This is a genomic window from Rubripirellula lacrimiformis (assembly GCF_007741535.1).
Taxonomy (GTDB): domain Bacteria; phylum Planctomycetota; class Planctomycetia; order Pirellulales; family Pirellulaceae; genus Rubripirellula; species Rubripirellula lacrimiformis.
Genome location: NZ_CP036525.1, coordinates 5,556,924 through 5,577,443, shown reverse-complemented (window position 1 = coordinate 5,577,443; position 20,520 = coordinate 5,556,924). Strand labels below are relative to the sequence as shown.

19 protein-coding genes are annotated in these 20,520 nt (G+C 57.4%); 11 read left to right on the top strand and 8 right to left on the bottom strand.

Annotated elements, in window-relative coordinates; all coding sequences use genetic code 11:
• Positions 1-41: 41 nt before the first annotated feature.
• Together K227x_RS19510 and K227x_RS19505 are read right to left on the bottom strand one after the other, a co-directional pair.
• Positions 42-1,331, bottom strand: a complete 1,290-nt coding sequence (locus tag K227x_RS19510) for a DUF1501 domain-containing protein (protein ID WP_145172129.1) — start codon at positions 1,329-1,331, stop codon at positions 42-44.
• An 82-nt stretch (positions 1,332-1,413) separates the two neighbouring features.
• Positions 1,414-3,411 (bottom strand): DUF1549 and DUF1553 domain-containing protein, encoded by a 1,998-nt coding sequence (locus tag K227x_RS19505; protein WP_145172127.1) that lies wholly within the window; start codon positions 3,409-3,411, stop codon positions 1,414-1,416.
• A gap of 262 nt (positions 3,412-3,673) precedes the next feature.
• Here K227x_RS19505 and K227x_RS19500 point away from each other — a divergent pair, with 262 nt between their 5' ends.
• The 3 genes from K227x_RS19500 (at position 3,674) to K227x_RS19490 (ending at position 6,594) form a co-directional block, all read left to right on the top strand.
• The gene (locus tag K227x_RS19500) at positions 3,674-4,756 is read left to right on the top strand and encodes a DUF6807 domain-containing protein (RefSeq protein WP_218933386.1); all 1,083 of its coding nucleotides are present in this window, start codon (positions 3,674-3,676) and stop codon (positions 4,754-4,756) included.
• Between the two features lie 421 nt (positions 4,757-5,177).
• Positions 5,178-5,534, top strand: coding sequence for a hypothetical protein (locus tag K227x_RS30710; RefSeq protein ID WP_218933385.1), 357 nt, complete (start codon positions 5,178-5,180; stop codon positions 5,532-5,534).
• Between the two features lie 253 nt (positions 5,535-5,787).
• The gene (locus tag K227x_RS19490) at positions 5,788-6,594 is read left to right on the top strand and encodes an SDR family NAD(P)-dependent oxidoreductase (protein WP_145172122.1); all 807 of its coding nucleotides are present in this window, start codon (positions 5,788-5,790) and stop codon (positions 6,592-6,594) included.
• An 11-nt stretch (positions 6,595-6,605) separates the two neighbouring features.
• On the opposite strand, the gene K227x_RS19485 is transcribed toward K227x_RS19490, so the two are convergent.
• Entirely contained in the window at positions 6,606-8,108 is a 1,503-nt protein-coding gene (locus tag K227x_RS19485) for an endo-1,4-beta-xylanase (protein WP_145172120.1), read from the bottom strand.
• Positions 8,109-8,414: 306 nt separating this feature from the next.
• Here K227x_RS19485 and K227x_RS19480 point away from each other — a divergent pair, with 306 nt between their 5' ends.
• The gene (locus K227x_RS19480; RefSeq protein ID WP_246145940.1) at positions 8,415-9,344 is read left to right on the top strand and encodes a phosphoribosylaminoimidazolesuccinocarboxamide synthase; all 930 of its coding nucleotides are present in this window, start codon (positions 8,415-8,417) and stop codon (positions 9,342-9,344) included.
• Here K227x_RS19480 and K227x_RS19475 read toward each other — a convergent pair.
• The 4 genes from K227x_RS19475 to K227x_RS19460 all read right to left on the bottom strand — a co-directional run bounded on the left by K227x_RS19475 (position 9,334) and on the right by K227x_RS19460 (position 12,200).
• Positions 9,334-10,197: a pseudouridine synthase gene (locus K227x_RS19475; RefSeq protein ID WP_145172118.1), complete on the bottom strand. Its 864-nt coding sequence runs from the start codon at positions 10,195-10,197 to the stop codon at positions 9,334-9,336. The genes K227x_RS19480 and K227x_RS19475 overlap by 11 nt on opposite strands.
• A gap of 45 nt (positions 10,198-10,242) precedes the next feature.
• Entirely contained in the window at positions 10,243-11,049 is an 807-nt protein-coding gene (gene hemQ, locus K227x_RS19470; RefSeq protein WP_145178140.1) for a hydrogen peroxide-dependent heme synthase, read from the bottom strand.
• A gap of 176 nt (positions 11,050-11,225) precedes the next feature.
• Complete coding sequence (locus K227x_RS19465) at positions 11,226-11,645, bottom strand: hypothetical protein (RefSeq protein ID WP_246145938.1); 420 nt, start codon at positions 11,643-11,645, stop codon at positions 11,226-11,228.
• Positions 11,646-11,765: 120 nt separating this feature from the next.
• Entirely contained in the window at positions 11,766-12,200 is a 435-nt protein-coding gene (locus K227x_RS19460) for an acyl-CoA thioesterase (protein ID WP_145172116.1), read from the bottom strand.
• 246 nt (positions 12,201-12,446) lie between these two features.
• On the opposite strand from K227x_RS19460, the gene msrA reads away from it, so the two are divergent.
• The 4 genes from msrA (at position 12,447) to K227x_RS19440 (ending at position 16,189) form a co-directional block, all read left to right on the top strand.
• Positions 12,447-13,136, top strand: a complete 690-nt coding sequence (gene msrA, locus K227x_RS19455) for a peptide-methionine (S)-S-oxide reductase MsrA (protein WP_246145936.1) — start codon at positions 12,447-12,449, stop codon at positions 13,134-13,136.
• Positions 13,137-13,141: 5 nt separating this feature from the next.
• Positions 13,142-13,651, top strand: a complete 510-nt coding sequence (locus K227x_RS19450; RefSeq protein WP_145172113.1) for a hypothetical protein — start codon at positions 13,142-13,144, stop codon at positions 13,649-13,651.
• Between the two features lie 92 nt (positions 13,652-13,743).
• Entirely contained in the window at positions 13,744-14,691 is a 948-nt protein-coding gene (locus K227x_RS19445) for a sugar phosphate isomerase/epimerase family protein (RefSeq protein WP_315854317.1), read from the top strand.
• A 151-nt stretch (positions 14,692-14,842) separates the two neighbouring features.
• Positions 14,843-16,189 carry a sulfatase family protein gene (locus K227x_RS19440; protein WP_145178135.1) on the top strand — a complete coding sequence of 449 codons (1,347 nt, stop codon included), beginning with the start codon at positions 14,843-14,845 and terminating at the stop codon, positions 16,187-16,189.
• 90 nt (positions 16,190-16,279) lie between these two features.
• Here K227x_RS19440 and K227x_RS19435 read toward each other — a convergent pair whose 3' ends face one another.
• Positions 16,280-17,401, bottom strand: a complete 1,122-nt coding sequence (locus tag K227x_RS19435; protein WP_218933383.1) for a GGDEF domain-containing response regulator — start codon at positions 17,399-17,401, stop codon at positions 16,280-16,282.
• A 168-nt stretch (positions 17,402-17,569) separates the two neighbouring features.
• On the opposite strand from K227x_RS19435, the gene K227x_RS19430 reads away from it, so the two are divergent.
• The 3 genes from K227x_RS19430 (at position 17,570) to K227x_RS19420 (ending at position 20,428) form a co-directional block, all read left to right on the top strand.
• Positions 17,570-18,340 carry an SGNH/GDSL hydrolase family protein gene (locus tag K227x_RS19430; RefSeq protein ID WP_246145935.1) on the top strand — a complete coding sequence of 257 codons (771 nt, stop codon included), beginning with the start codon at positions 17,570-17,572 and terminating at the stop codon, positions 18,338-18,340.
• 192 nt (positions 18,341-18,532) lie between these two features.
• On the top strand, positions 18,533-19,522 hold the full coding sequence (locus tag K227x_RS19425; RefSeq protein ID WP_145172109.1) for a hypothetical protein: 990 nt from the start codon (positions 18,533-18,535) through the stop codon (positions 19,520-19,522).
• A 678-nt stretch (positions 19,523-20,200) separates the two neighbouring features.
• Positions 20,201-20,428 carry a hypothetical protein gene (locus K227x_RS19420; RefSeq protein WP_145172107.1) on the top strand — a complete coding sequence of 76 codons (228 nt, stop codon included), beginning with the start codon at positions 20,201-20,203 and terminating at the stop codon, positions 20,426-20,428.
• The last annotated feature ends 92 nt before the right edge of the window (positions 20,429-20,520 follow it).

Here is a 20,520-nt window from a genome sequence, read left to right as displayed (position 1 = left end):
CTCCGAGCGACCGTTGGGGCGATCGCCAGCAAAGCTGGCCGCTAAGCCAATAAATCAGCGATCGGGTCTCCGTCACCGCCGATTTTGAACGGGCGTCCATTGGGGGCAAAGCGTTCTTCGGTCAACGGCATGCCCGCCGCGGCCGCGATTGTTTTGTTGAATTCAGACACCGAAACCTGATCTTTGACGACCGAAAAACCCTGTTTGTCGGACGCGCCGTAAACCTGGCCGCCCTTGATTCCGGCTCCGATCAAGAGGCTGCTGAATGCACCGGGATGGTGGTCGCGGCCGGCGTTGGCATTCATTTTGGGCGTGCGGCCGAATTCGGTGGTCAGCACGACCAGCGTTTCGTCTAGCAGACCTTTGGAGTGGAGGTCTCGCAACAGGGATCCCAATGCGTTGTCCAGCTGAGACGCTTTGGTGCGAAAGGAATCGTAAAGGTTCTGGTGCATGTCCCACCCGCCCGAGTTGATTTCGACGAACCTGGCTCCGCTTTGGACCAATCGACGTGCCAGCAGACAGGCTTGTCCGGTGGCATTCTTGCCGTACGCCTCTTTGACTTTCTCGGGTTCTTCTTTGATGTCGAACACCTTCAAGTGCTCGCTGCCCATCAATCGCCTGGCTTCGACATACAGCTTGTTGTAGGCATCGACATCTTGGTTGGACCGACTCTTTTGGAACGCTTCGTCAAAGCGAGTGGCCAAAGCCAACCGCCGTCCAAACATTTCGGGCGGCAAGTAGCTGGGCAGTTGCGTATTTTGGAGTCCCGCAGATGGGTTGGGGATCGGAACCGGAGAATGTTCAGCCTCTAAGAAACCGGCACCGGGATGTCGGTCGCTGCCGCCGATGATGTAATTGCCGGGCAGGGCTTGGTTCATTCGTCCCTGTTCGGCCACCATCCAGGCGCCCATGCCGGGGTGCTGGATGCTGTTGATCTTTTTGTAGGCCGTTCGCATCAAGTAACAACCCTGTTCATGAGCACCCGTTTCGGTGGTCAGGGAACGGAGGACCGCAATCGCACCGGCCAAGTAGGACAGTTTGGGGAACTGGTCACCGAACATCATCCCGGGGACTCGCGTTTGGATCGGCTTGGTCTCGCCCGCCTCTTCCACACCGACTTTGGGGTCAAAGGAATCCAGGTGGCTCATCGCTCCGTTCATGAACAGATAGATGACGTGCTTGGCTTTGCCGGATTTGGCAGAGGCCGCTTCGGCTTGCCCGAACAGAGCACCCGATCCGACTGCACCGGCGAACGAAACGCCCAGCGTCTGTTTGGCCACCGCTTTCATGAAATCGCGACGCGCTTCGGTGCTGAATTCAGGTCGTGACATGGTTTGATGCTAAGAAGTGGAGGAGAGCGATCGACAGGGCGATTGGCTGGGAAGGTCGTGGAGTGCCGAGCGAGGATCGGTGTTACTGGATGAACAAAAATTCGCGTGTGTTTAGAAGCGCCCAAATGATGTTGCCGTATCCGACTCCATCGCCACGCGAGCGACTGATTTCCATCGCAGCGGCGCGTCGGTCGGTTGCGTTGGGCTGTCGTGACAGCACGCTGATGAAGATTGCATCAATGCGATCGCGAGTGGATGGGATCGCCAAAACGTCATCGACGATGGACGAACCGGCTTCCAGCATGACGTGAGTGATGGGGCCGTTGAACATCGCTAAGATCTGTGGCACGGTCGCGTCCGTGTCGGAGCCATTGATGGTCTCGCGGTCGCCTTGCCCGAATTGCCGTAGGAAATGGTCCGCAGGAACGGGCGACGGAAGTTCGCTGGCACGTGCAAGGACGTTGCCTTTGTAGGAATGTTCTCGCAGCATCTTGTTGTAGGCGGACCGGAAATAAGTCTCTCCAAACTTTTCGCTCTGCCTTTTGAACGATGCGAAATCGGCTTTGGAAAAGTCAACGTCCATGATCGGGGCCATGTCGGCGGCCGTCGGTCGTTGGATCGGCCACGGGTTTACGACGGCAAGGGTCAAGATGGAATCCCAGACTTGTTCCGCCGTCATTCGTCGCACTGTCGGGCCGGGGAAATCGTACTCCTCGCCGCTGGTGACGTCGTAGTCCGACGCTTGGCGTTGATACGTCTTGCTGTACAGCACCATGCGGATGAACTCTTTCAGATCAAAGTCCGATCGCTTGATCTCTTGGCTCAGGTATTCCAGCAAAGGTTCGTTGCTGCACGGGTGCTCGTCACGAAAATCGTCGATGGGTTCGACCAGCCCGACTCCCAGGAAACGTTTCCATAGCCGATTGGTGATGGTTTTCGAAAATTGCGGATTGTCGGCGCTGGTGACCCAGGCGGCGAACTGTTCACGAGGGCTGCTGTTGACGGCCGAAGTCGGGATCTTTCCCCATAGCACCTCCGGTTCAATCACTTGTTTCGGCTTGGCGTCTTCGTAGGCGTAGTCGTGTGGCAGACGCAGTTTTGCTTTCGTTTCACGAACGGTGTAGTTGTTCGCGCGTGCCAATCTTTGGAACGCCCCGGGCACGCGACCTTTGTCGAACTTGGTCTTCGCGTCGTTGATCATCGCCGATGCAGGGTTGGTTTTTTCGAACCCCGGGTCGCCTTTGATCATGCGAGTTCGTGTGCCCGCGGTGAAAGCTGCAAGTTGATAGAACTGATACTGGGTCCACTGGTCAAAGGGGTGGTCGTGGCACTGGGCGCAACCAACCTGCGTGCCTAGGAACACTCGAACCGTGTTGTCGACGTAGGGAAGCGGCATGCCATCGTCACGCAATTGAAAACCGGTGGCGGGATTCTCCCAGAGTTTCCCATCGGCGGTCAGCATTTCGTAGACCCACGCGTTGTAGTTCTTGTTCTCGCGGATCGAATCTTTCACGTATCCCAGGTACGGGTCCGCAACGATGTTGGGCTGCGGTCGATCCACCAAACGCAAGACTTCCGCCCAAAAGTTGTACATGTTGCTGACGTAATCGGGGCTGCTAAGCAGGTGGTCGATCAAGTCTTCGCGTCGGGACGCGTCTTCGGATTCCAAAAACGCGGTGGCTTCTTCCAAGTTCGGAATTCGGCCGGCAACATCCAAATAGACACGTCGCAAGAACACCTCGTCGTCCGCGATCGGATTGGGCGCGATGCCCTTGCTTCGCAGTTTGTCCTCGACCAGCGAATCGAGGCGATCGGCGGCGGAGGCAATGGAGCCTCGCGAGCTTGCGTTGACCGGCGCAACATCCATTTTCACCGGGACGTCCTTGCGAACGCTTTCGGGCAGATTGATTTTAGGCTGCTGAGCTTTGCCTTTTTTGCCCTGGTTTTTGCTCTGCGTCCATCCGGGGGGGCAGGCCAGGTTGGCAAGCAGCAGAACCAGTACTGCGGTTCCGCACAGCCGAAGCGTGGGAAACGCGATGGACGGAAAGGATCGCGAGTGAGCACTCGGGTAACGACACATCTCGGGCAACCTCGATAAGAAAAGAGCGTCGACGGTGTGGAAAGGGATGAGGCACACCGTTGCGCTCTGTCTATGATAGTCGACAAGCCCTAGTGGATGCTACAAAGCACATCTCAGATACTGGCAACCTTGCGGGCTTCCAATTCGATTCGTGGTTACCGCTAAGATTGTCGCAGCTGTTACGATCGATACTGCTGTGGCGGCCCCGCATGGATCCCCACTGAGCCCACCTCCCTGCCCCCTTCCCCCAAGAGTATCCGCTGTGAATGCTTCTGTCCGAACGCTGTGCCACACTGGTTCGCATGGTTTGAACACCTTGATCGGTTTCCTGCGTCCCGTTGTTGCTGGGATTGCGACGTTGTTTGTCGGTGCAATCGTTGTGAACGCGGACGGCCCCGCGGCGTCGCCTGCGGCAGCCCCTGTGGCGACTAGCCAAACGCTGCGCGTCGAAGAGACGACTGAACCCGCCGGATGGAAGATTTTCGACGGCGACGAGTTGGTTGCCGGATACTTGGTGGAAAGTAACGGAAAGCCGGTTATCTATCCGGTGGTTGGCCCTAGCGGACAAGCCATGACGCGGCGGTTTCCAATCGAATCGACCGGCAAGAACGAGAGAGAGGACCACCAGCATCATCGCTCGATGTGGATGACTCACGGCGAGGTCAACGGATTCGATTTTTGGGCGGATGAAAAAAATCAGGGTGACATTGTTCAGCGTTCTGGGCATGCTTCGGTGCTAGACGACGGAACAGCCGTGATCGTGACACATAACGATTGGATATCGCCGGACGGTGATCGAGTTCTGTCCGATGTCCGTCGATTTGCATTCTTCTCGGATCAAGGACGTCGTTTCATTGACTGTGACGTGCTGCTCAAAGCGACCGACGGAGATGTGAATTTCGGCGACACCAAAGAAGGATCGTTCGGAATGCGGTTGGCAGGAACGATGAAGGTGGATGCCAAGTTGGGCGGGCTTGTGACCAGTGCCGAGGGCAAAATCAACTCCGACGCATGGGGCAAGACGTCCGCATGGGTCGATTACTCCGGTCCAGTCGCACTGCCATCGGGGCAAACTGAAACCGCGGGCGTGACGATTCACGATCATCCGGGCAGTTTTGGGTTCCCCTGCCGATGGCACGTTCGCACGTACGGGCTGTTCGCTGCCAATCCATTCGGGAAGTACCACTTCGTCGGCGGTGAAAAAACGCCCGGAGTCATCTTAAAGAAGGGCTCTGAAATGCAGCTGCACTACCGCGTCGTCCTCCACGACGGCCCCCTCGACGCCCAGCAAGCAGCAGCCGACCAAAAGCAATTCGAAAACACCCCACGCCCCAACCTCGAATAACACCGGCCTTCTGATCCAAGCACTAGGTGCCACCCACCTTCTGCGTCGCAAGTTTGAGCGCAATCGGTGTTTCATCCACTGCTGCCACGCTCAACGATATGACAGCAATTCAAGCGGTTCAGCTCTCTGGCCGTTTGGCTTGTTTTCGACGGGATGCGGACGTATCGATGATGAACACCGTGATGCCGAATCATCTGCACCTCGTTTTGCGTAGCCGTCCTGATGTGGTGGCATCCTGGAGTGACGAAGAGGTCGCTTGCAGGTGGCTGCGATTGTTTCCCTGTCGCCGGAAACAAGTGAGTACACCGGAGCAAAAGATCGCATGGATGATTTGCGTGATCGGCAGGATCGACTTCGTCCCTGTATACATGATTGGGAGCGGAGTCGCAAACGGAGGCGCAAACGGAGGCGTAGCGGCTGGATGAGTCCGGTTGAGATCAACGAGAAGGACGATCCGATCGGTGTCTGTGTTGAATCGTCGGGGCGGCGTGCTAGCACGAAGGGGTTCTTGGCTATTTCGATGGCGAGCTACCTGGAGTTGTTGGATTGGACAGGCCGACAAATTCGTTCGGACAAGGTTGGAAGTATCCCTGATCACTTGGCCCCCATTCTGACTCGAATTGGGTTGGACAATCAGGGCTGGTGCGATGTGGTCAAGTGGTTCGCATGTATCTTCAAACGCGCCGCGGGAACGCCCGACGCGTTGGCTCAGGAAGCTGTACGTCGGCGGCAAAATTGGCTGTGTGCTCCAGAGAACCCGTTGCGGGCGAGCGTCTAGCTGACCGGAGTGCGCATCACTGTATCGAAACAGCAGCCATGGAGTCCCTGCATGTCTCAGCCCCATGTCTCATGTCGCTTGGGCCCCATGTCTCCTTGTTTGCGGTGATTGCACGGGGGATCATTGCGGTATCGTCCCGGGCATCTAAAGGTGGATGGCCCCTTGTCGTTTGGCCCCTTGTTTTTTGAGGGGGCGTTGCGAGATCCTGGGAATTTGAATCGAAGGTTAACGAAACGATGGGACCAATCGAGATATGACTTCTAAGAATCCGTTCGATTTGAGTGGGCGTCGGGCGTTGGTGACTGGCGGTACACAAGGCGTCGGTGCCGCGATCGCGCAGGCGGTTGCTGCGGCCGGGGCCGATGTGTTGTTGGTCGGGCTGCGCCGCGATGATTCCGCTGACCAGACGCTGCAGGCGTGCCGTACGCACGGTGTTCAGGCCGAACTGGTGACCGCAGATCTGTCGGGCGAACCGTCGACTTGGCTGGATACGTTGATCCGTGACGCCGATGCCGTGATGCCGGACATCGATCTGTTGGTCAACAATGTCGGAACGTTTATGGATGTCCCCTTCTTGGAGATGGATTTTGCGACGTATCAGATGACCATGAATCTGAATGTCGCTGCCGGATATTTTTTGACTCAGGCCTTCGCTCGTCGCTGGGTATCGGGCAACGTTTCTGGTCGAGTGCTGTTTACCGGTTCGATCAATGGTTTCTTGGCAGAACCCGACCATACGGCCTATGACGCCAGCAAAGGTGCCGTCGCGGCACTCGTCCGATCCCTGTGCGTTTCGTTGGCGCCGCATGGGATTCGTGTCAATTCCATGGCGCCCGGGTTGGTGCGCACACCGCTGACCGACGTCGTGAACCACAGTTCGGCGATGGAATCTTGGATGGAGTTGCATACGCCCAACGGGAATGTGCCCGGTCCAGAAGTTTGCGGCGGTGCGGCTGTGTTCCTGCTTTCCGATGCAGCCCAACACGTTCACGGACAAACGATGCTGGTCGACGGCGGGATGAGTGCATGGCAACAACCCGATGTTCCCGACCGATGGTAACGCTAGCCAGGCTACGCCAAGAACTCTTTTCTTAGCCGCTTGAAGTATTCAAACAGCGGCCGTGGATGCCCTTGTTGATCGATCACCCCCGAGTGACTCATCACATGCGGATCGGAATCGTTCCAGCCGTCCCAAACGATCCCATGAACGATGTGTTTGGCCAGTAGAGTTCGGATCATTGGCCCCGCAATTCGAAGCTGCTCTGCCGCCGCATCGGCGGTCTGGGCATCGTAGGTCAGCACTTCGGATGGTGCCTGCGCGCTGGGGTCACCGCCGATCCCGCCCGGCACACTGATTTGGACCAACATCGGCATCCCCAGGGTTGCCCATCGGTCGATCATCAATCCAAAGTCGACCGCCGACCGCGGAAGCGTGCTGGCGTTTTTGTAGTTGACTCGGAATTCAAGTCCGATGCCCGCCATCTGCAGTCCGGTTCGCACCAATGCGTCCGCAAAGTGAAGCGGCGAGATCGCGTCTCGGTGTTTGCCCAAGTATTCGCCAAACGGTTGATCGAACGACATGATGGCAGGCGTGTTCGGATCGGTGCGCCGCACCGTGCTCAGGATTTCCAGCGCCAACCGCATCGCCTGTTCATCGTCTAGTTCCAACGGCCCTTGCGTGTTCAACCCGCAAGCACAATTCCAAAGTTGGACCTGGCCGCGAAAATGAGTCACCGTGGTTTCGACGTAATGCGTGACCGCTTGCAAGAACGATTCGAAGTTCTCTTCCAACAGATACAACCAATGGGGCAGCAAGCGTTCGCGGAAATCGATCAGCGGACCGCCGATGATTCGCATGCCTTTGTTGTTCAGCAGTTGGATGGTGTTGTCGGCCGCCTCGAAATCGAACCGCCCCGAGTCGGTTTCAATGTCCGCCCAGTTCAATCGGACCGCAGCAGCATTGAAAGCTTCACTGAACCGATTCGCGTCCTCCCCGGGTGTGGGAGACGGCGGGATCACGGTGCCAGCCAACAGAGTCCCGATATGAGGTTCACGTTGTTTGCGGAACGCGATCGACTGGACCGCATACGATTCACCCAAGTCGGCCATCGACCGTTCAAGTATCTGGATGGCCCGGATCGCCGACGCAGCACTGCTAGAGGGGTCGGCGCGGCGACCAGCCGATTCGAGGAACGCTTCGGTGCCCTCGGCCAACCCGTCAATAAATTCGCGACTGAGGTTCAAACCAGCCCGTTGCCATCCATCGGATTGGACGCGAGCCCGATAACAACTGCTGCGTGCCAGTTCCAGCGGCAGCAGGTACCCTTCGTCGGGCATCGGCCGCAAACTACAGGTGCTTAGCGTGCGATAGCCAAGACCCGGGATCAAACACGCCAGGTACAGTTTCCCAGAGGAATCGATGCCGTGCCGCGTGATCGTTAGCCGGTTGCCATCGAACCTGTTCTGCGACTGAAATGGCACTCCTTCGATGCCGCATATGTACGCGTCTTGCCACAGCGATTGACCGATGAAATCGCTCGCCGCGTCGGGGACGTCATAATGGAACTGCCCCATGCCGGCTTGCCGAAGGAATGAAGGAAAAGAGTCTGGAGGAAAAACGGACTCGTTTGACGGCGAATGGAAAACCGCCGGCCCGAATGGCTAACATAATCGCTGGCCCGGGCGATGGCGACCAGACTGCCCTGACAATCGGGCCCAGTGCGACTTGCAAACTGGATCTGTGCAACCGCCAAACATGATCCGCGCAGCCGCCATGCGGGATCCGATCGGCTAACTTTCACGCCGCCTGTGACCGTCCGACGCTTGTCGCAGTCGTTCCGGTTTGCCACATTACGGTCGACCACTGGATCGATTTTTTTCATGACGCCATCGCCCGAAAGCGTGACCACGATGCTGTACCAACATGACGACAACGGAGCCCTGCTGCGGACCGATTTGCCCTTTCCCCGTCGCAGTGGCAAAGTGCGTGACGTCTACGACTTGGGCGACAACCTATTGATCGTCAGCACCGATCGAATCAGTGCCTTTGATTTTATCCTGCCGTCCGGTATCCCCGACAAAGGCCGCATTTTGACGCAGACCAGTGCGTTCTGGTTTGATCATCTGGACGTGCGACACCACCTGTTGTCGACCGAGGTGCCCGAGGCCTTGTCGGCTCAGTTTGACACGGAGCCATTGGTCGGACGAGTGATGGTGACCGAGAAAGCCTCTGTGATCCCGTTCGAATGCGTCGTTCGCGGCTACTTGGAAGGAAGTGGGCTGATCGAGTACCAGCAAACCGGCGAAATCTGTGGCAACCGTCTGCCCCCGGGGCTGAAACAGTGTGATCGATTGCCCGAAGCGATCTTTACGCCGGCGACCAAAGCCGAGGAAGGCGACCACGACGAAAATGTTTCGATCGGACGGATGATCGCCGATTTGGGCAGTGACTTGGCACTGGGGCTTCGAAAGAGAAGCTTGGATATCTATCGCAAGGCTTGCCAGTACGCGGAAAGCCGAGGCATCTTGATCGCGGACACGAAATTCGAGTTTGGAAAGGTGGGGGACGAGGTCGTTTTGATCGACGAAGTGCTGACCCCGGACAGCAGTCGGTTTTGGGCCGCCGATGATTACCAGCCCGGTCAAGCACAGCCATCGTTTGACAAACAGTTTGTCCGCGAATGGTTGTCGACTTGCGGATGGGATAAAAAATCAGACCCGCCCGCGCTGCCGCCTGAAATTATCCAGCGAACCAAGGCCAAGTACGAAGAAGCGAAAAAGCGTTTGACGCAGTCCGAACCTACGCTTTGATGACGACTGGGCGACCGGTTGTGGGATGGTTGAAAATCAATCGCGTGGCTCGCAACTGGTATCCGCCATCGCCCGGCAAACCGGGGTTTTCTTGTTTGGGCTTTCCGCCGACGTCGTACAGGGGGTCGCCCACCAAGGGATGCCCGATCGACGCCAAGTGGATGCGGATCTGATGCGGCCGGCCGGTGTGTAGGTCGACGTCGAAAATGGTCGACTGCGATCGTCGCTGGACCACCCTGGCAACGCTTCGCGACGGTTTGCCGTCGACAGTGGCGGCGTGCACGGATCCCAATCGGGGGTGATCGCAGGGGCCAATGGGGGTTTGGATGTCGTAGCTGTCCTGTGCGGCAAGATGCTGGGCGACGGCGCGGTACTGTTTCTGGACGTTGGGCCAGTCTTTGGACACGGTCGCGGCCGTTGGTCGGTTGCGTGCAAACAGCAGAATGCCAGACGTGCAGCGTCCCAGCCGGTGCAGCGGAATCGCCGCCGGAAAGTCGCCGCGAACCAGGCTGAGCAGCGTGTGACGATAAAAACCACCGCCTGGCAGAGTCGGCAAGCCACTGGGTTTATCGACCGCCAACAGGTCTTCGTCCTGGTACAGAATCGAATACGACATCGGCACGTCGTCTTCGATCCAGCCCGGTCGTTCCCAAACGATGACATCGCCGGGCGACACGGGATCGTCGGGGCCGATCGCGACGTCGTTGCGAGTGACTTCGCCCTGGTCCAGCCGTAGCTGCCATTGTTGCTTCGATGAATGGTCGAACGTCGACGCCATGAACGACGCCGCCGATTGTTCGACCACATCGCCACTGACCACGTGTCGATAGCGATATCCTTGGTTTCGATTCATCGCTTCGACTAGCACGAGGGCTTGGCGTGGGGAAACAGGCTGTGGTTAAGCCAGTTTGCAGTGCTTCAAGATTTCATTGGCCGTCGCTTTGTATCCGACATAGAACGGACCAAACTCGGCGTACTTCGCACTGGCAATGTCGAAACGCATCTTGTAGACGATTTCCTTGAGGTACTGTGGATTGCGACCCCACAGGGTGACCATCCATTCCCAGTCATCGAAGCCAACGCCAACCGAGATCAACTGGCTGACTTTGCCCGCAAACGCCATCCCGCTTTGGGCGTGTTCGGCCATCATCGCATTGCGGCGGCTGAATGGTTCGGTGAACCAGTTGGCACCCACCACACGGCTCTTGTTCATGGGATAGAAACAGGCGGTGGGCCAGTCGGGGAAATCGGGCTGCAGGCGTTGTTGGTTCATCATCGGCAACCGGCGTTCATAGGCAGCCACTTTCGCGGCCACGGCGGGCGAATTAAAGTCTTCGCCACCGGCCACCAAACGTCGTTTGAACTCTTCGATCGTCGGCACGTATTCGCTGACTTCGCTCATCGAAACGAACGACCAAGTTGCTTCGATGTATCGGCCGATTCCCGGTGCCATCAGCGATTGATGAACGGCATCCACTTTGGCCGGATCCGGATCCAGCATCATCAGAGCAAAGTCGGCACGATGGCCGGAGGTCCAGTAGGCCGCCAAGCGTTCGGGTTGACGGTCTTCCGGCGGGTGCACCGCGTCGTGGAACTGCGCCTGCAGATCGGCCGACAGCGGTCCGTCCAACATCTCTCGCCGAAACCGATACATGAAGTGGCCGACGTGCCACCCGCTTTCAGGGATCACCGATGGTTCTGGCAAAGGTGCTGCGGGGCGACCGTAGGCGGGAGGTCGACCAGGTGCAGCGGGGCGACCAGCAGCAGCCGGGCGATCAGCAGCAGCGGGGCGACCAGCAGCAGCCGGGCGATCAGATTCGGAAGGCGAGTTCATTGGCGTTCAGGTTCATCGAGAGGGCGCGGACGAAACAACCCTTCATCCTATCGACTTCGCCGTACGAACCAACCCAGCAACAGGCCGCCAAAAACGGTCGACAATGATTCGCCCCACGTCCACCATGCCGGCACGCCCGCCAATGCGTCCACACATGCCTGGCCGACGCCAAAAATGGTCGTGGCAATCGCCAACAGGCGGACCAACGGGAGGTATCGGTCCAGATCATTGGCCAGGATCAAAAAGAAGACGCCAACAAAACCGTACAGCAGCGACAGGTGCCGCGCCAGATAGAACGTCAGCGGCGAATCAGGAAACGGGTCGAACCCCAGTTCCTGGCTGATTTCGATGATCCAACGTTCAGGCATCACCGCGGCACCAAAAGCCAGCAGCGAAACGCCGCCGACAAACTGCATTAGCAGTCGAAGAAGTCGCTGACGATCCCTGGGGGGTGTCGGTTCCGACATGCGATCCCTTTCCAAAATCAAGTGATACTCGTCTGCCGAGGAAAATGGTTGCCCGCCACGATGGGGCGACATCATTGGCAATCGGCAGCCATCAAGCCGCGAAAAGCCGCTGGACAGCGATCATTCCCAGGGCAGGCCCGGCGAGGTGGGGCAAAGTGTCATGCCGCGAGTCGCTTCGTCCGGGATTCGGACCACTTTGTGTACACGCAAATCGACGAAAACCCAACGTGTTTCCACGCGAGCCAGGACGCGGCGGTCGGCCGGTCGGGCAATGACGTACTTCCGACGCGATGAAATGCGATCGATTTCGCTGACCCAGGTTCGGATCACCAACTGGTCGCCCGCCATCGCAGCCGCTTTGTAGGTGACGTTGTGGTCGCGGACGACCCACCCAAAACCATCGTCTAACGCCGTTTTCGAGTCGAAACCGATCGCCTTGGTATGGTCCCGCGCCGCCCATAACGTCCACTGCAGATACCGCAAATTGTGCACATGCCCCTGCGCATCGATCTCTTCGGCGGGAACGGTGTGCAAAAGATCATAAAATGTTGACATGGCGTAACAGTGGACTTGTCCCAGATGAGCTTGCAAGCCGAGGTGCTGGCGCGAGTACAATGGCGCCTGCCCCAGCACTTCTTCGGACGCCAGCATACAATGATGTGGCGGTCTGGCGAGTCGCCCCCCCCTGGCTGGGACTTTGCGTGTGATGGGATTCAAACCCAACGCCGCAAATCTGGATTCCGAATCGGCCGGTCGATTGACCGGCTGGAACCCCGAACCATTGGTTTTGTAATGCTGAAGATGAACGATTTCCTCCGGTACGCTGCCGGAATCCAACCACAAATGAATCGTCGAGCCGCGACAGCAATCGTTGGCGGTATCGCGTTGCTTTGCAGTGTTGCCACTGCCTATCCCGGAGACGAATCTGTGTCAGAGAAACCTAAACCTGATGAAGCCGTTGCCACGCTGGCGGGCGGATGCTTCTGGTGCACCGAAGCTGTTTTTGAACGGATGGAAGGCGTCCACGATGTCGTCTCGGGATACATCGGCGGCCGGGAACCGAACCCAACCTACGAAATGGTGTGCAGCAAGATGACCGGCCATGCCGAGGCTGTCGAAATTCACTATGACCCGGCCAAAGTCAAGTTCGAAGAACTGTTGCAAGTGTTCTTCAAAACTCACGATCCGACGACACTGAATCGGCAAGGTGCCGACGCGGGGCCGCAGTACCGCAGTTCGATCTTCTTTCACAACGATGATCAAAAACAGATCGCCGAATCTTACATCGCCCAACTAGACGCCTCGGGCAAATTTCCAGGCCCGATCGTGACGAAGTTGGAAGAGGCGACCAAGTTCTACGTGGCCGAAGAGTACCACCAGGACTACTATCGGCTGAATCCAAACGCGGGTTATTGCCAAGCGGTGGTTCGTAGCAAGGTCGAAAAGTTTGACCGCGAATTTGCCGACAAGCGAAAGGCTTCCGTGAAGTAGGAACGATGTTGGTTCAAGCGCATCCCCTGTCGTTTGCACTTCGGATCACGCTGGTGTTTGCCGGCGTGTGTGCCAGTGCGGTGGATGCGCAAACCGTTCAACTGCCCTCGGTGCGGACATTTTCGTATTCGGGCAGCGTCTTGGTTCCCGACCGTGGGACAGCGTCGCTGGGTTCTGTCGGGCGGACCGCGTCTAGCCGGAATCGTAGCGGGCTTCGTGCTGGGGCCGGCCGCAGCACATCGCTAGGAAACGCGGTGGTCACCGCGACGATCACCGACCATCAACAGATCGATCGTCAGCTGCTGGGGCCTGGGTTCGAAACAGCCCCGCGTGTCCCCGATCGTACCGAAGAGGGCAAGTCGCTTGTTCGCCACGGTCGCGTCATGTACCGGTCTGGCAACTATGCGGCGGCGAACGCAAGCTACCAGATGGCGATCCAGGCTTTATCGGGGCCACTGAAGACCCTTGCCAAGGCCGAGTACGATCGGTTTCGGTTCGCCACGGCAGCAAAATGATGGCGTGGCCAAGCCCCCATTTTTTCTAAATCGTTCGTGCTATCCTAGGTGCTGCACGAATTTCTTCCTCTTTGCCCAACCACTGCGCCACCATGCTAGACCGTCGTGATTTGATTCTGGCCGCCACCGCAGCCGCGGCCGCTACCGCGATTCCTTTCACGCAGGCCGCCGCTGCCGACGACGAATCGTCGTTGTTGCCCGTCACGTTCGGGTTGAACATGAGCACGTTGCGAGGACAGGGGCTGTCGGTTCCCGATCAGATCGATGTTGCGGCGAAGGCTGGCTACAACGCGGTTGAGCCCTGGGTTCGGGATCTGCAAAAGTTTCAATCCGAAGGCGGCAAGCTAGCGGACGTCAAAAAGCAGATCGAGGACGCCGGCATGTTCGTTTGCAGTGCGATTGGTTTCGCCAATTGGATTGTCGACGATGATGCAGCGCGGGCACAGGCTTTGGAAGAAGCAAAGCGAGAGATGGAATTGGTCCGATCGATCGGCGGTACCCATATCGCCGCCCCGCCGGTAGGCCTGCACAGTGGCGAATCGGTTTCGCCACCGTTGGATGTCATCGGCAATCGCTATCGTGCACTGTTGGACGTCGGTGCATCGGTGGGCGTGATTCCACAACTGGAATTGTGGGGATTCTCGCCGACGATTTCCAAGTTGGCCGAATTGGCTTACGTCGCAACCGCGGCATCGCACCCCGATGCTTGTGTGCTTCCCGACTTCTATCACGTCTACAAGGGCGGCAATGATTTCGAGGGTTTGAAGATGATCGAAGCGTCACGGATGCACTGCTTTCACATCAATGATTACCCCGGCACGCCAGGAATCGACAAAATCAGCGACAAAGACCGGGTCTTTCCTGGCGACGGCGTTTGCGAATTGCCCGTCATTATCCGCGGGCTGATTGATCGCGGCTTCACGGGAACGTTTTCGCTAGAATTGTTCAATCCCGAATACTGGAAACGCGACGCGTTGGCCGTCGCCAGCGAAGGACTCGAGAAGTCCCAGCGCGTGGTTGCAAAGGCGATGCTGCTTTGAAACGAAGCCGGTTGATCCACTGCGATTTGTCAACAGACCTAACCTGATGTCCACCGAGTCCCTGATTCCCACCGAGTCTCTGATGCAACGCTACCAGTCGATCCTTTTCGCGTTTTTCGTCATCGTTGGTATTGCGATGGTCGCCCCGGCGATGGCTGCCCAGGACAGCGCTACTCAGGATGATGCCGCTGCAAATGCTTCCGGCGCCGCACCGATGAATGTCGTGATTCTATATGCCGACGATTGGCGACACGACACGTTGGGTGTGGCCGGTCACCCGGTGGTCAAAACGCCTCACTTGGACCAGTTGGCTGCCGATGGCATCCGTTTCACTAACAACTACGTCACGACATCGATTTGCGGCGTCAGTCGCGCTTCGTTGTACACCGGACAATGGATGTCACGGCACGGCAACGAAGGCTTTCGCGCCTTCGACACACCGTGGTCCGAAACCTATCCAGGCATCCTGCGAAACCACAATTTTTACGTGGGACACGTTGGGAAATGGCACAACGGCAAGTTTCCTCAGGACAAGTACGACTTCGGGCGATCGTATTTTGGTACGCATTGGTTCGATCAACCCGATGGGACCAAAATTCACGTGACCAAACGCAACGAAGTCGACGCGATGGAGTTTTTGAAGACGCGTCCGGATGACAAGCCGTTCGTGTTGACCGTCGCCTTTTTCGCGACGCATGCCGAAGACCGAAATCCACTGCAATTTTTGCCTCAACCGGAAAGCATGTCGCTGTACGAAGACGTCACGGTTCCCGTTGCACCGAACGCCAACGATGAATCCTTTCACCGCTTGCCCCCGTTCATTGCGAACGAGAAAAACGAGGGCCGTAACCGATGGCATTGGCGGTTTGATACTCCGGAAAAGTACCAAACGATGATGAAGAACTACTTTCGTTTGGCAACCGAAGTCGACTCGGTGTGTGGAAAGGTTGTGGACGAACTGAAAAGCCAAGGCGTGCTAGACAATACGCTGGTCATCTTCACGACGGACAATGGGTATTACCACGCCGAGCACGGATTGGCGGACAAGTGGTACCCACACCAGGAAAGTATCCGCGTGCCATTGATCGTTCGTGATCCGCGGATGCCCGCGTCGAAGCGTGGGGAGACCGATGATGCGATGACTTTGAACGTCGACCTGGCGCCAACGATTTTGGCGGCGACGCACCAGGATGCACCCGAGACGATGCAGGGCCGCGATATCAGTCCGCTGTATTTAGGCGATTCGTCACCGCAGTGGCGTGATGAATTCTTTTACGAACATGCAATCATTCGTGACAAGAACTTCATCCCGGCATCCGAAGCATTGGTTCGGAACGATTGGAAATATTTCTATTGGCCCGATTTCGATACCGAACAATTGTTCGACCTGACATCGGACCCGCGTGAAGAAAATGATCGCGTCGATGATCCGTCCCAAGCCGATCGATTGGCTGAAATGCGTGCTCGGTTTGCCGAGCTGAAAGCGGCAGCCAAGTAGCGGTTGCAATATGACACGCGGGGATTCTGTGCCCGTCTTGTTCCGCGGGGGGTATGCTCGCGGAAACCGTGCCTGGCTGGCAGACGGTCGCTAGGCCGGTTGAGGCCACTGTGCGATTTTGACTTGGTTTCGGCCCGCTGCCTTGGCTGCGTACAGAGCCCTGTCACAGCATTCAAAAGCGGCTGTGTCATCTTGGTTGGTGCCCGATGCACGGACCATGCCAGCGCTAGCTGTGACGCGTAGGTCTTGATCCCCCAGCGGTATCGTTCGTGACGAGAGTTCGTCCAACATCCGCTGGGCGTGTTGAAACGCTTCGCTTTCAGACTGGCACAGCATCAGGACAGCGAACTCTTCGCCGCCGAAGCGGCCGCACCAAAAATCCGCTGGGCATGACCGCATCAAGGTTGTGGCGACGTTCTTCAGCACCCGGTCCCCGACGCAATGTCCATGTTGATCATTGATGTGTTTGAAATGGTCGATGTCGATCAAGGCAACCCATAGATCGAAACCGGATTCTGCCGATGTGTGGATGAAGTCGCCGTAGCGTTGGCTTAGATTCCGGCGATTGGGCATGCCTGTCAGCGGATCGCTATCGGCCGCCTCTTTGAATCCTTGCAACATTTCATGACGAACGATCGCGAATCGGATCACGCGGACCAATGATTGGGGCGTGAAGACTCCCTTGGCGATGTAATCTTGGGCCCCGCACTGAATGGCGCGGATGGCCAGATCTTCGTCTTCGCAACCGGTCAGCACGATGATCGGAAGTCGTGAATCGAAACTTCGAAGCCGTTCGAACGACTCGGATCCGCTTGCATCGGGAAGGTTCAGGTCGACCAGACACACATCGTAATCGGTGGATTGAAGCTTGGTGATGGCGTCGGCCAGGGTGGCCGCCTGATCGACTTCGAATGAATATCGATATTGGCCACGCAAGGCTCGCTGCAAAATTTCGGCATCCATATGGTCGTCTTCGACCAACAGCAAGCGAAAGGAAACCTGTTTGGTTGAATCGATGAATTGGCGATCAGCACTGACTGGGGCAGACGTCGTGGCGGGGTCAATCAATTGCTCGACGCCCAATTGAGCTTGGAGAAGAGGATTGAGGTATCGCTGCATCAGAGAAGTTCCAAGATCAATGGAGAAGTGCTCGTCTGGCTGCTCGTCGTTGACCGACGTCGCAAGCAGTCCGACTATTGGCAAGTCTTGCATGAACCACATCGGTGCGACGTCGATTTTCCGTCAGGTTCGGCCATTGGAAAACGGGGCCCGCGATTTTGACGGCTGCATTGATTCCAGCGATCGTGCCGCTGCGATTCGGGCTGGTGTACGATGGGAAATGACAACGAATGATTTTGAACGCGTGCGAAGGTCGGAACGATGATGGTGGCGTGTGCAGTTCGTCAGTGGGGGTTGGTGACCTGTCTGGCGGTGGTGATGGTGGCCCAGATCCAGGCGGCGGACGCTGACCAGGCGGGGGGGGATTCGTCAGCTGTCGTTCGTCGGCTGCCTGCTTCATCCCAACAGTTCTTTGATCGGTTCGAAAGTGAACTGACAACCAAGTGGCCGAAGAATCGCACGATGAATATTGTCTTTCACGGGCATTCAGTGCCCGCGGGATATTTTCGCGATGGGCGCGTTCACACCTTCGATGCGTATCCGACTCTGTACCATCAACAACTTTGCCAGCAGTACCCATTGGCGCTGATCGACGTGGGGGTGACGGCGATTGGCGGCGAGCATTCGGTGCAAGGTGCAAAGCGGTTTGCCGAGGATGTTTTAGCGCGGCGGCCCGATCTGGTGTTCATCGACTATGGATTGAACGATCGACGCGTGGGGTTGGATGCCGCGGGGAACGCTTGGCGTCAGATGATTCGCGCTGGCCAAGCGGCCGGAGTGCAAGTTGTGCTGCTGACGCCTACACCGGATTCGCACGAAGAGATCACCGACGACCACACGCCGCTGTCGTTGCATGCGAAACAGATCCGCCAAATTGGAACCGAGTGGGACGTGCCCGTGGTTGATTCCTATGCGGCATTCCAGCAGCTAGTGATCGATGGAAACGATGTCAACGACTATCTTTCGCAACCCAATCATCCCAATCGCGAAGGTCACGAAGTCGTGACCCGGCTATTGCTAGAACTGTTCTAAGCCGTGCTGTCACTGCGTGCGCAGACGACCGTTTTGCGTCGAAGTCAGTTGCCATTTCAAGCGACTTCGGACCGTGCGATTTAGCCGTCTGCGGACGCTTTTGTCGGGATATCGGCCCTTCGGGTGCTTCGCACAAAATCGCACGGACGCTTATTCCCCATTCAGTGCTAAGCCACTACGAAAGATCATGCCATGCGACCCTGTCGATACGAATCAGGTTTCCGATGCGGCGTCGTGACGCTGATGGTGATGTGGTGTGGAGGCGGCAAGGTACATGCCCAGACCGCGGGGGAGTCACCGAGTCGCGACGTTGTGTTGCGGTTGATTGAGACATCGTCCGGGCCCCCGTCGCCTGGCAGGCGTGTTGCGGTGACGATGGACAAGTATGCGGGCACCGATGTGCACCACATGGTTTATTTGCCGCCGACGCTGGTTGCCCAGCAGTTTGATGCGGGGCAGAAGATTCCCGTGGTGGTCGAATACACCGGCAACGAATATCCAGCAACGGGATCAACTGGTTTGGTCGAGGACGCAGGGCTTGGGTTCGGGATCAGCGGCGGTCGGTTCATTTGGGTGACCCTGCCGTTTGTTTCCGGCGATGGTCAAACCAATGCGGTTCGGTGGTGGGGCGACGTTCAAGCAACAGTCCAGTACGCCAAGGATTGCATTCCCGAGGTTTGTGAAACGTATGGTGGTGATCCCGATCGAGTGTTCCTGTGTGGTTTCTCGAGAGGCGCGATCGGCGTCAACTTCATCGGGCTTCATGACGACCAGATCGCCGACCTGTGGTGCGGGCTGATCACTCACGATCATTACGACGGGCTTCGCGAGTGGCGGGGCACCGATTGGGGATCTCCGTTGGACCAATATCGGGAACAAGCGACTGCGCGATTGGCCCGCCGCGGAAGTTTGCCGTTGTTGGTCTGTCAAAATGGTGGCACCGATGCGATTCGCCAGTACCTGCAATCACGCACCGCGATCAGCACGGTCAGGTTCTTGGACATTGACGTTGGCAAAATTCTTGGCCCGTTGCCCAACGAGATCGCGGTGGCCGGGCATACCGATCGGTGGCTGATGGTCCCCAGCACGGCTCGGGATCAAGTTTGGTCATGGATCGAACAGGTGTCGCGATTGCCGGCCAGTCCAGACCGTCCGCAGGCAAGCGAGCGGAATGCACAGTAGCGATCGTCGCGTTCGATGGATCGGAAATTTTGAAGCGCCGGAAAAATTAGACGCCAGATCGCTGAAACCAATTCCACAGTCCAGTGGCCGATCGCCGATGGATGGGATCCACGGGGACTGGGGCTCCGCTGGTAGCTATCAATGAATGGACTGTGGGGGGGAGGGTCGCCGCGAGTCAAGTTTCGATTTTTTTTCGGAGCCAAGAATCACCGTCATTCAGGGGGGCGGTGCGAGCCCCGGCTGAAGCGTTTGGACAACGCCACACCGTACCAAATGGGACTGGGTGCCCGAAGGTCCGGCGCTGGTGTTGACCATGTTGGGGGAGCCGATTGAACGTTCCAGACGCCAAGTGACCATTGCATCCGAATGGTGCTTGCTGTTAATGGTAGGTGCGAATGGCTTGAGGCCAGGTATCCAAAGAAACTTTGGTCGGTCCGTCGCGTTGCCGAAGTGGCAATTCGTCTGAAGGACGATTTACGTGCTCTTTCGACGCTTTTTCGAAGGCGACCCGGCGTTTTGGACGCCCTGCCACCTGTGGTGGTTGTCGGCAAGAGTACCATTCGACTGGGCGGCAAGACACGATGCCGACGGCAGCAGAAAAATGATGTGGTCGAGCGAAGAGATCGCTCCCGCATCTACGGATAGTGCACGACTTACTCGATTTGAAGGAGATGAATCATGGAATGGGCTGAACACGCGGGATTGAAGACGTACGAGATTGAACAGATCAGCGACAGTGGCGCGCTGCTTCAGACTGTCACGATCGAAGCTGACAGTGGTGAATCGGCTGCCAAGCAACTGAAATCGGTTGCCGATGGCGCACAGAGCATTCGCGTTTGCTTGGACGGCGACGTGATGAACGAAATGGGCGTCGATTATTGGCAAAAGCGAGTCCGACGTCGCTAAGGTTTTGACGGCGGTCGGTAGGCGGCCTGTCCAAACAAAAAAAGGGCCGGTGTTCCACTTGGAACGCCGGCCCTTTCGCATTATTGAATCGC

Coding starts and splice junctions, on each gene's coding strand:
- K227x_RS19510 (WP_145172129.1), bottom strand. CDS start 1,331: ATGTCACGACCTGAATTCAGCACCGAAGCGCGTCGCGATTTCATGAAA.
- K227x_RS19505 (WP_145172127.1), bottom strand. CDS start 3,411: ATGTGTCGTTACCCGAGTGCTCACTCGCGATCCTTTCCGTCCATCGCG.
- K227x_RS30710 (WP_218933385.1), top strand. CDS start 5,178: ATGAGTCCGGTTGAGATCAACGAGAAGGACGATCCGATCGGTGTCTGT.
- K227x_RS19490 (WP_145172122.1), top strand. CDS start 5,788: ATGACTTCTAAGAATCCGTTCGATTTGAGTGGGCGTCGGGCGTTGGTG.
- K227x_RS19485 (WP_145172120.1), bottom strand. CDS start 8,108: ATGGGGCAGTTCCATTATGACGTCCCCGACGCGGCGAGCGATTTCATC.
- K227x_RS19480 (WP_246145940.1), top strand. CDS start 8,415: ATGACGCCATCGCCCGAAAGCGTGACCACGATGCTGTACCAACATGAC.
- K227x_RS19475 (WP_145172118.1), bottom strand. CDS start 10,197: ATGAATCGAAACCAAGGATATCGCTATCGACACGTGGTCAGTGGCGAT.
- K227x_RS19465 (WP_246145938.1), bottom strand. CDS start 11,645: ATGTCGGAACCGACACCCCCCAGGGATCGTCAGCGACTTCTTCGACTG.
- K227x_RS19460 (WP_145172116.1), bottom strand. CDS start 12,200: ATGTCAACATTTTATGATCTTTTGCACACCGTTCCCGCCGAAGAGATC.
- msrA (WP_246145936.1), top strand. CDS start 12,447: ATGAACGATTTCCTCCGGTACGCTGCCGGAATCCAACCACAAATGAAT.
- K227x_RS19450 (WP_145172113.1), top strand. CDS start 13,142: ATGTTGGTTCAAGCGCATCCCCTGTCGTTTGCACTTCGGATCACGCTG.
- K227x_RS19445 (WP_315854317.1), top strand. CDS start 13,744: ATGCTAGACCGTCGTGATTTGATTCTGGCCGCCACCGCAGCCGCGGCC.
- K227x_RS19440 (WP_145178135.1), top strand. CDS start 14,843: ATGGCTGCCCAGGACAGCGCTACTCAGGATGATGCCGCTGCAAATGCT.
- K227x_RS19435 (WP_218933383.1), bottom strand. CDS start 17,401: ATGCAAGACTTGCCAATAGTCGGACTGCTTGCGACGTCGGTCAACGAC.
- K227x_RS19430 (WP_246145935.1), top strand. CDS start 17,570: ATGATGGTGGCGTGTGCAGTTCGTCAGTGGGGGTTGGTGACCTGTCTG.
- K227x_RS19425 (WP_145172109.1), top strand. CDS start 18,533: ATGCGACCCTGTCGATACGAATCAGGTTTCCGATGCGGCGTCGTGACG.
- K227x_RS19420 (WP_145172107.1), top strand. CDS start 20,201: ATGGAATGGGCTGAACACGCGGGATTGAAGACGTACGAGATTGAACAG.